The 6774-nt window shown below is 70.0% G+C and carries 7 protein-coding genes; 2 read left to right on the top strand and 5 right to left on the bottom strand.

All coding sequences use genetic code 11. From position 1 onward, the window contains the following. The first annotated feature begins 72 nt into the window (after positions 1-72). Positions 73-1701 carry an SLC13 family permease gene (locus C1I98_RS32970; RefSeq protein WP_111171258.1) on the top strand — a complete coding sequence of 543 codons (1629 nt, stop codon included), beginning with the start codon at positions 73-75 and terminating at the stop codon, positions 1699-1701. 166 nt (positions 1702-1867) lie between these two features. Here the strand turns inward: C1I98_RS32970 and C1I98_RS32965 are convergent, their stop codons facing one another. From C1I98_RS32965 to C1I98_RS32945, 5 genes are all read right to left on the bottom strand, one after another. Beyond that, positions 1868-2461 (bottom strand): YbhB/YbcL family Raf kinase inhibitor-like protein, encoded by a 594-nt coding sequence (locus C1I98_RS32965; RefSeq protein ID WP_199537388.1) that lies wholly within the window; start codon positions 2459-2461, stop codon positions 1868-1870. A gap of 185 nt (positions 2462-2646) precedes the next feature. Continuing rightward, complete coding sequence (locus tag C1I98_RS32960) at positions 2647-3663, bottom strand: alpha/beta fold hydrolase (protein WP_111171256.1); 1017 nt, start codon at positions 3661-3663, stop codon at positions 2647-2649. Between the two features lies 1 nt (position 3664). Next, positions 3665-4912 carry a formamidase gene (gene fmdA, locus C1I98_RS32955; protein WP_111171255.1) on the bottom strand — a complete coding sequence of 416 codons (1248 nt, stop codon included), beginning with the start codon at positions 4910-4912 and terminating at the stop codon, positions 3665-3667. Positions 4913-4931: 19 nt separating this feature from the next. Next, the gene (locus C1I98_RS32950) at positions 4932-5219 is read right to left on the bottom strand and encodes an FmdB family zinc ribbon protein (RefSeq protein ID WP_111171254.1); all 288 of its coding nucleotides are present in this window, start codon (positions 5217-5219) and stop codon (positions 4932-4934) included. Between the two features lie 74 nt (positions 5220-5293). Next, entirely contained in the window at positions 5294-6346 is a 1053-nt protein-coding gene (locus tag C1I98_RS32945; protein WP_111171253.1) for a substrate-binding domain-containing protein, read from the bottom strand. Positions 6347-6401: 55 nt separating this feature from the next. On the opposite strand from C1I98_RS32945, the gene C1I98_RS32940 reads away from it, so the two are divergent. After that, positions 6402-6774 (top strand): MarR family winged helix-turn-helix transcriptional regulator (locus tag C1I98_RS32940; RefSeq protein ID WP_111171252.1); only part of this gene is annotated, 373 nt, incomplete at its 3' end.

The raw sequence follows: 6774 nt of genomic DNA, 5'->3' as shown, positions 1-6774 counted from the left end.
GGACGGGGGGCGCGGGAAGTCTACTGTCGGAACTCATCGCTGGGCAGGGCACTCCTCATCGATGTAGGCATCATGGACAGTCGAGGGTGTTCGGGGGTCGGGGCCGCGCGACGCTGCGTCGCGGGCCGTACGGACGGGCGGATCGCGGCCATACGGGACGGGACGAGCACAAGCCGGGGCGGATCAGGCCGTACGCACATCACGCGCACACCCAGCGCACACCGGGGCGGATCAGGACCGTGCGGCGGGAGCGGATCGGGGCCGTTGCGGCAGAGCCCGCCTGGTTTCCCCCCTCGGCGGCCCCTCGAAGGGCGCTCTCGCCGTTCCAGGGTATTACCCCCTATCAACCCATTTAATAAACGCCGGGGACACATTGCCACCACCCGCCGACGCTGCGTCACGGCACATTCCGCTTGCCGGGGCGCACGGACAGGCAGCCCGACGATCTTCCTGTTCATCGGCGGCTTCGTGATCGCCGAGGCGATGATGCGGCACGGCCTGCACCGCAGGTTCGCGTTCTGGATCCTGTCGCCGCCGGGCGTGGCCGCCTCCACCTATCGCACGGTGATCGCGTTCGGGCTGGCCACGATGGCGCTCAGCGCGTTCATCTCCAACACCGCGACCACCGCGATGCTGCTGCCGATCGCGCTCGGCGTGGTGGCGACGCTGTCGGGGTCCGTGGCCGGTGGCACCGACCCGCGCAGGCTGCGGTTCGCCACCGCGATCATGCTGATGCCGGCCTACTCCGCGCCCATCGGCGGGCTGCTCACGCTCATCGGCTCACCGCCCAACCTGATCGGCCGCGGCCTGATCGAGGACGCCACCGGCACCCGGATACCGTTCTTCACCTGGGTCATCATGGCCGCGCCCATCGTGCTGGCGATGTTCGCGGTGCTGTCGGTGGTACTGCTGTGGCTCAACCGGCCCGAGACCCGGCGGATCGAGGGCGCCGGCGCGTACGTCGCCACGGAGCGCGCCGGGTTCGGGCGGATGTCGGCCGGGGAGCGCAACACGCTCGCCGCCTTCGGCGTCGCGGTGGCCTGGTGGATCACGCCGGGCGTCGTGGCGCTGGTGGCGGGCGAGGAGTCCGCCGTCTACAGGGCCGTGCTGGCCCGCGTGGACGAGGGCGTCGTCGCGATCGTGGCCGCCGCGCTGCTGTTCGTGCTGCCGGTGGACCGGCGGGCCCGCCGCTTCACGCTGACCTGGAACGAGGCGGTGCGCATCGACTGGGGCACGATCCTGCTGTTCGGGGCGGGCATCGCGCTGGGCAAACTGCTGTCGGAGACCGGTCTGGCCGAGACGATGGGCCGCAACGCCGCGGCGCTGCTCGGTGTCTCCTCCCTGCTCGGGCTGACCCTGCTGGCCACCCTGGTGACCATCGTGATCAGCGAGACGACCAGCAACACGGCCAGCGTGGGGGTCGTGGTACCGATCATCCTGCCGATCGCGACCGCCGCGGGGGTCGAGCCGCTCGTCCCCGCCCTGGCGGCGGTCTTCGGCGCGTCGTTCGGGTTCATGCTGCCGGTCTCCACGCCGCCCAACGCGATCGTGTACGGCTCGGGCATGGTGCCGATCACCCGGATGGTGCGCTCGGGACTCATCTTCGACCTGATCGGCGCGATCGTGATCGTGGCGGGCGTCATGCTGATGGCCCCGGCGGCCGGCCTCGGGTGGACACCCCTTGACGGTGACGGTCGGTGATCGAGACAATACGGTCTGAACATGCTTCGCGGCGCGCGGTGAACCACCACCGTGCGGCGTGAGGATCGGCATCACCCACGCGGGTGCCGCCCCCAACGGGGCCGGGCCGCCGCTCACCCAGAGCGGCGGCCCCGGTCCCGCGCGGGTCTCCGGCGCTCCACGAGCCTCACGACAGGGCGGTGATCCTGGCCGAGCCGATTGAGGCGTTGGCGATGACCTGCGCCGCGGTCCTGATCGAGGAGTTTTGGTTGAGTTCGGTGAGGTTCGCCCGGTTGAGCGCGTAGACCCTGAACTCATAGGTGTTGATCGAGCTGGGCGAGCACGGGCCCTGGTAGCCCCACAGGCTCGCGCTGCCCCGGTAGTAGATCTGCTTGGACCCGGGGGGCACCGGCGGCTCATGAACGTGGGCGACGTTCTGCGGAAGCGACGTCGTGCTCACCGGAATGTCGTAAATGATCCAGTGCAGCAGATTGTTGTTGCTCAGGTCGCGCATGATGATCGCGTAACTCTGCGCGCCCGCCGGGGCACCGGACCACGACAGCGGCGGGGACTCGTTCTTCTTGCGCGGGTCCGGGGGCCTGGCGCTGGTGCACTCGTGCACGATGGGAATGGTCCCGCCCTGGGCGAAAGCGCTGCTGGTGATGGTGAACGCGGCACGGTTCGCGCCCGGTTGCGCGGTCGCCGGGGAGGCGGCGGCGATGGCGGCCGCCGCGGCGCAGACGGCGAGCGCGACGTGCGACACGACTCGTCTGATGGTCACAGTGGGCTCCTTAAATGGGGGTGACTGTGGTGCTCCATCCTTTTTCATGTGGTTTTTACGGTTGGTGTGGCACAGTGTACGGACGGTGCTTTTTCTTGCCTACCATCTATTCTTTTGGTATATCGCCCTATGGCGAAAAGGAGGGGCGGCCCCGGCGTGCACCGTGACCGCCCCCCGCTCCCGCGCTATGACGCCATCAGTTCGCGCAGCCCTTCGTCGATGAACCGGACGTCCTCGGGATTGCTGCCGTGCCCCGCGAAGTGCCCCCACACACCGGGGATGACCCGGAGCCGCGCGTTGGGAATGCGCTCCACGGCCCACGCCTCGTCCTCCGGCGGGAAGTAGAGGTCCTTCTCCGCCGGCATGACCAGCGCCCTGGCCTTGATGGAGGCCAGCGCCGCCTCGGTGTCGCCGTTGAAGCCGGGGGTCAGCCCCACGTCGGCGGCGTGCCAGACGCGCAGCATGGTGATCAGATTGTTGGGATCTCTGTCGTCGAGGAAGAAGCCTTCCCAGAAACCGACCAGGAAGTCCTCCAGGGAGGTGTAACCCAGTCGCTCGTACAGGTGCTGCCAGTAGAACGCCTGGGAGAACCCCCATCCGGCGTAGACGCGGGCGGCGGCCCGCAGGCCGGTGGTCAGCCGGCGCTCGCCGTACCAGCCGCCGTTGAAGCCCTCGTCGGCGGTGAGCGCGGCCTGCACGCCCTCCAGGAACACCTTGTTGTGCGGGCTGGTGTGCGAGGAGCCGCAGAAGGGCGCGATCCGCTCCACCATGTCCGGATGGCTGACCGCCCACTGGTAGGTCTGCCCCGCACCCATCGACCAGCCGGTCACCAGGGCCAGGCGCTCCACGCCGAACCGCTCGGTGACCAGCCGGTGCTGGGCCGCGACGTTGTCGTACATCGTGACGCGCGGGAACCTGGCCTGGTCGTACGGCTCCGGCGTGTTGCTCGGCGAGCTGGACAGGCCGTTGCCGAACTGGTTGGGCACGATGATGAAGTAGCGCTCCGGGTCCAGGGTCATCCCCGGGCCGATCAGCCACTCGTTGTCCCAGTGCCGCCCGGAGTACCAGGTCGGGTAGACGATCACGTTGTCCTTCGCGGGGGACGGCTCGCCGTACGTCTTGTAGGCGAGCCGCGCCTCTCGCAGGGTCGCGCCGCTGAGGAAGGTGAAGTCCCCCAGCTCGAAGATCTCGTAGTCGGACATGTCAGCCGCTGGTGGCGCAGGAGCCCCGGTCGGCCTTCCTCGGGCCCTCCGCGGTCGGGCGGATGTCGAAGTCGAAGATCTCGGTGGGCAGGTAGAGGGTGCAGCAGGCGTTCGGGATGTCCACGACCCCGCTGATCCGGCCCTCCACCGGCGCGGCCCCGAGCAGCAGGTACGCCTGTGCGCCGCTGTAGCCGAAGGTCTTGAGGTATTCGATCGCATTCAGGCACGCGTTGCGGTAGGCGAGCGTGGCGTCGTTGTAGTAGTTGGTGTCGGTGTCGTGGTCCACGGAGATGCCGATAAACGACATGAACTCCGAGTAGCGCGGCTCCACGTTGCCCGGCAGGAACACCGGGTTGGTGGTGATCCCGTACTTCGCCATGCCGCCCTTGATCAGGTCGACGTGGAAGTCGATGAACCCGCCCATCTCGATGGCGCCGCAGAAGGTGATCTCGCCGTCGCCCTGGCTGAAGTGCAGGTCGCCGCCGGAGAACAGGGCGCCGGGCACATAGACGGGGTAGAAGACGCGTGCGCCCCGGCTGAAGTTCTTGATGTCGTGGTTGCCGCCGTTCTCGCGGGGTGGCACGGTACGGGCCCCCTCGCGGCCGACGCGCTCCAGGTCCTGGCCGCCGAGCGGCCCGGCGAGCACGCCTTCGCCCAGCGGGGGCAGCGCCAGCGGCGGCACCCGCTGCGGGGCGGTGTCGATCAGGGCCTGCTCGCGGGTGTTCCAGCGGGCCAGCAGGTCCGGCGACGGAGCGGTGCCGAACAGGCCCGGGTGGGTGATGCCGGTGAACCTGACCCCGGGGATGTGCCGGGAGGTGGCCTGCTGGCCGTGGAAGTCCCAGATGGCCTTGTAGGCGTCGGGGTACTGGTCGGTCAGGAAGCCGCCGCCGTTCTGTTTGGCGAAGATCCCGGTATAGCCCCAGCCTTCGCCGGGGAGGTCGCCCGCCGCCTGCGGCACCGGGCCGATGTCGAGAATGTCGATGACCAGCAGGTCGCCCGGCTCCGCGCCCTCCACCGCGATGGGGCCGCTGAGCATGTGGCAGACCGACAGGTTCACATCACGTACGTCGTTGGCGGAGTCGTTGTTGCCGATCTGGCCGTCGGTCCATTCGCGGCACTCCACCCGGAACTCCGCGCCCGGCCGTACCGTGACCGCGGGCGGGATGTCGGGATGCCACCGGTTGTGACCCGGGGCGGCCTGGTCGCGCATGGAACGCGCCTGGTCGACGCTGAAGACGACTTCGGGCATGGCAGAGTCTCCCGTCAGATCAGGGTCGGGGAAGCTTGGCCCAACGCGGGTCGGGCGGGGGCGTCGCGCGTTTGGGGCGCGCCGGAACCCGCTGGGTGACCTGCGGCTCATGGGCGCTCGCCTGCGCAGCGTCCAGCGCCCTCACCAGTGCGGGCGCGGTGCGCGCCAGCAACGGCGGGGTGTAGACGCGCACGGCGGGCTCGCCGCAGCCGACGCATTCCTCGGTCGCCGCCGCCTCGCCGATCGGCCGCCGTACTTCGAACGGACCACACACGGCACATCGGTAGGGATACGTCGCCACGATCATCAACCTCCCCAGTATTGCTTCATCAGAAAACTATTTTTCGGCGAAGCAATCGTCAATGGGGGGCGCGTCAAAGTTCAGAGGTCGGCGATCACGTCGAAGCGCAGGTCGTCGGCGACCGCGAGGAACATCCGCTGCTCCAGGTGCCTGGCCCTGACCTGTACCGGGCCGCGCGGCCCGTCGTACCCCAGCCCCTCCGACACCTCCAGCATCCGCCGCGCGCTCAGCTCCCCCGCCCTGCGCAGCAGCTCGGCCAGCAGGCGGACGCCTTCGTAGCAGGACTCCCCCAGGCTGTTCAGCATCGGCGCCGTGATCCCGAAGCGGTGGTGGTAGCGGGCGTCGAAGTCGAGCCCGGCGGCCGTCGGCAGCGCGGCGAAGTAGCCGGCCGCGGCGAACAGCCCGCGCGTCCCGCCGCTGCCGGTCGCCAGCAGCATGTTCTCCTCCATCAGCGGGCTGAACCGCAGCGCGTCGATGCCCGCCGCGCCGTACTGCCGGTTGAACGCCACCGCGTCGTCGCCCACCAGCAGCATCAGCACCGCGTCGCAGGGGGTGGCGCGCAGCCGGCCGAGCACGCCGCCGAAGTCGCCGGTGCCCAGCCTGACGTAGATCTCGTCGGTCAGCGTGCCGCCCAGCTCGGCCAGATAGGACCGCACCTCGGCGGCCGACCGGCGCGGCCACACGTAGTCGTCGCCCACGATCGCCCAGCGGCGCACGCCCAGCTCGGTGCCGAACCAGCGCAGCGCGGGCCGGAGCTGCCGGGCGGGCGTCTCACCGGTCAGGAACACCCACGGCGCCCGCTCCCCGCCCTCGTACAGCGCGGTGTAGACGTACGGCACGCGCCCGGCGATCCGCGGCGCCACGACCTCGCGCACCGCGGAGATGTGCCAGCCCACCACGGCGTCCACCGCGCCGCCGGACACCAGCAGGTCGATCTCGTCGGCGACCTGGTGCGGCGGGGCGCCGCCGTCCACCGTGATCAGCCTGATCTCCCGGCCGAGCACCCCCGCGCCCGCGTTGACCTCCTCGGCCGCCAGCCTGGCGCACAGCTCGCAGGACGGCCCGAATATCCCCGCCGGCCCGCGCAGCGGTACCAGAAGAGCGACGTCGATGGCCCCGGATGATGCGACCATACTTGGTATTAGTACCGGAATCTTCCCCCACCGAACGGTAATCTTCGAGTCACCGATGGAGACGACGACCGAATCCCCGGAACCGACGGGCACCACCGCCCACGGGCTCGACCTGCCCCGCCTGCTCACCCTGGCGGAGCGGCGGGTCACCGCGCGGCTGTCCGCGGCCCTCGGCGCGGCGGGCGGCACCGTGGAGGAGTGGCGGGTGATGAGCCTGCTCGCGGACGGCGAGGGGCACCCCATGTCGGAGATCGCCGACCACGCGCTGCTGGCCCCGCCCACGCTCACCAAGATCGTGGACCGGATGGTCTCGGACAACCTCGTCTACCGCAGGGCCGACGAGACCGACCGCCGCCGGGTGCTGGTGTTCCTGTCCGAACGCGGATACGACGCCCACCACCGGCTCTCCACCGCCGCGGCCACCGAAC

Source organism: Spongiactinospora gelatinilytica (assembly GCF_003236385.1).
GTDB classification, from domain to species: Bacteria; Actinomycetota; Actinomycetes; order Streptosporangiales; family Streptosporangiaceae; genus Spongiactinospora; species Spongiactinospora gelatinilytica.
Note: the sequence above shows the minus strand (reverse complement) of the source record. Positions and strands in the feature narration are given on the sequence as shown.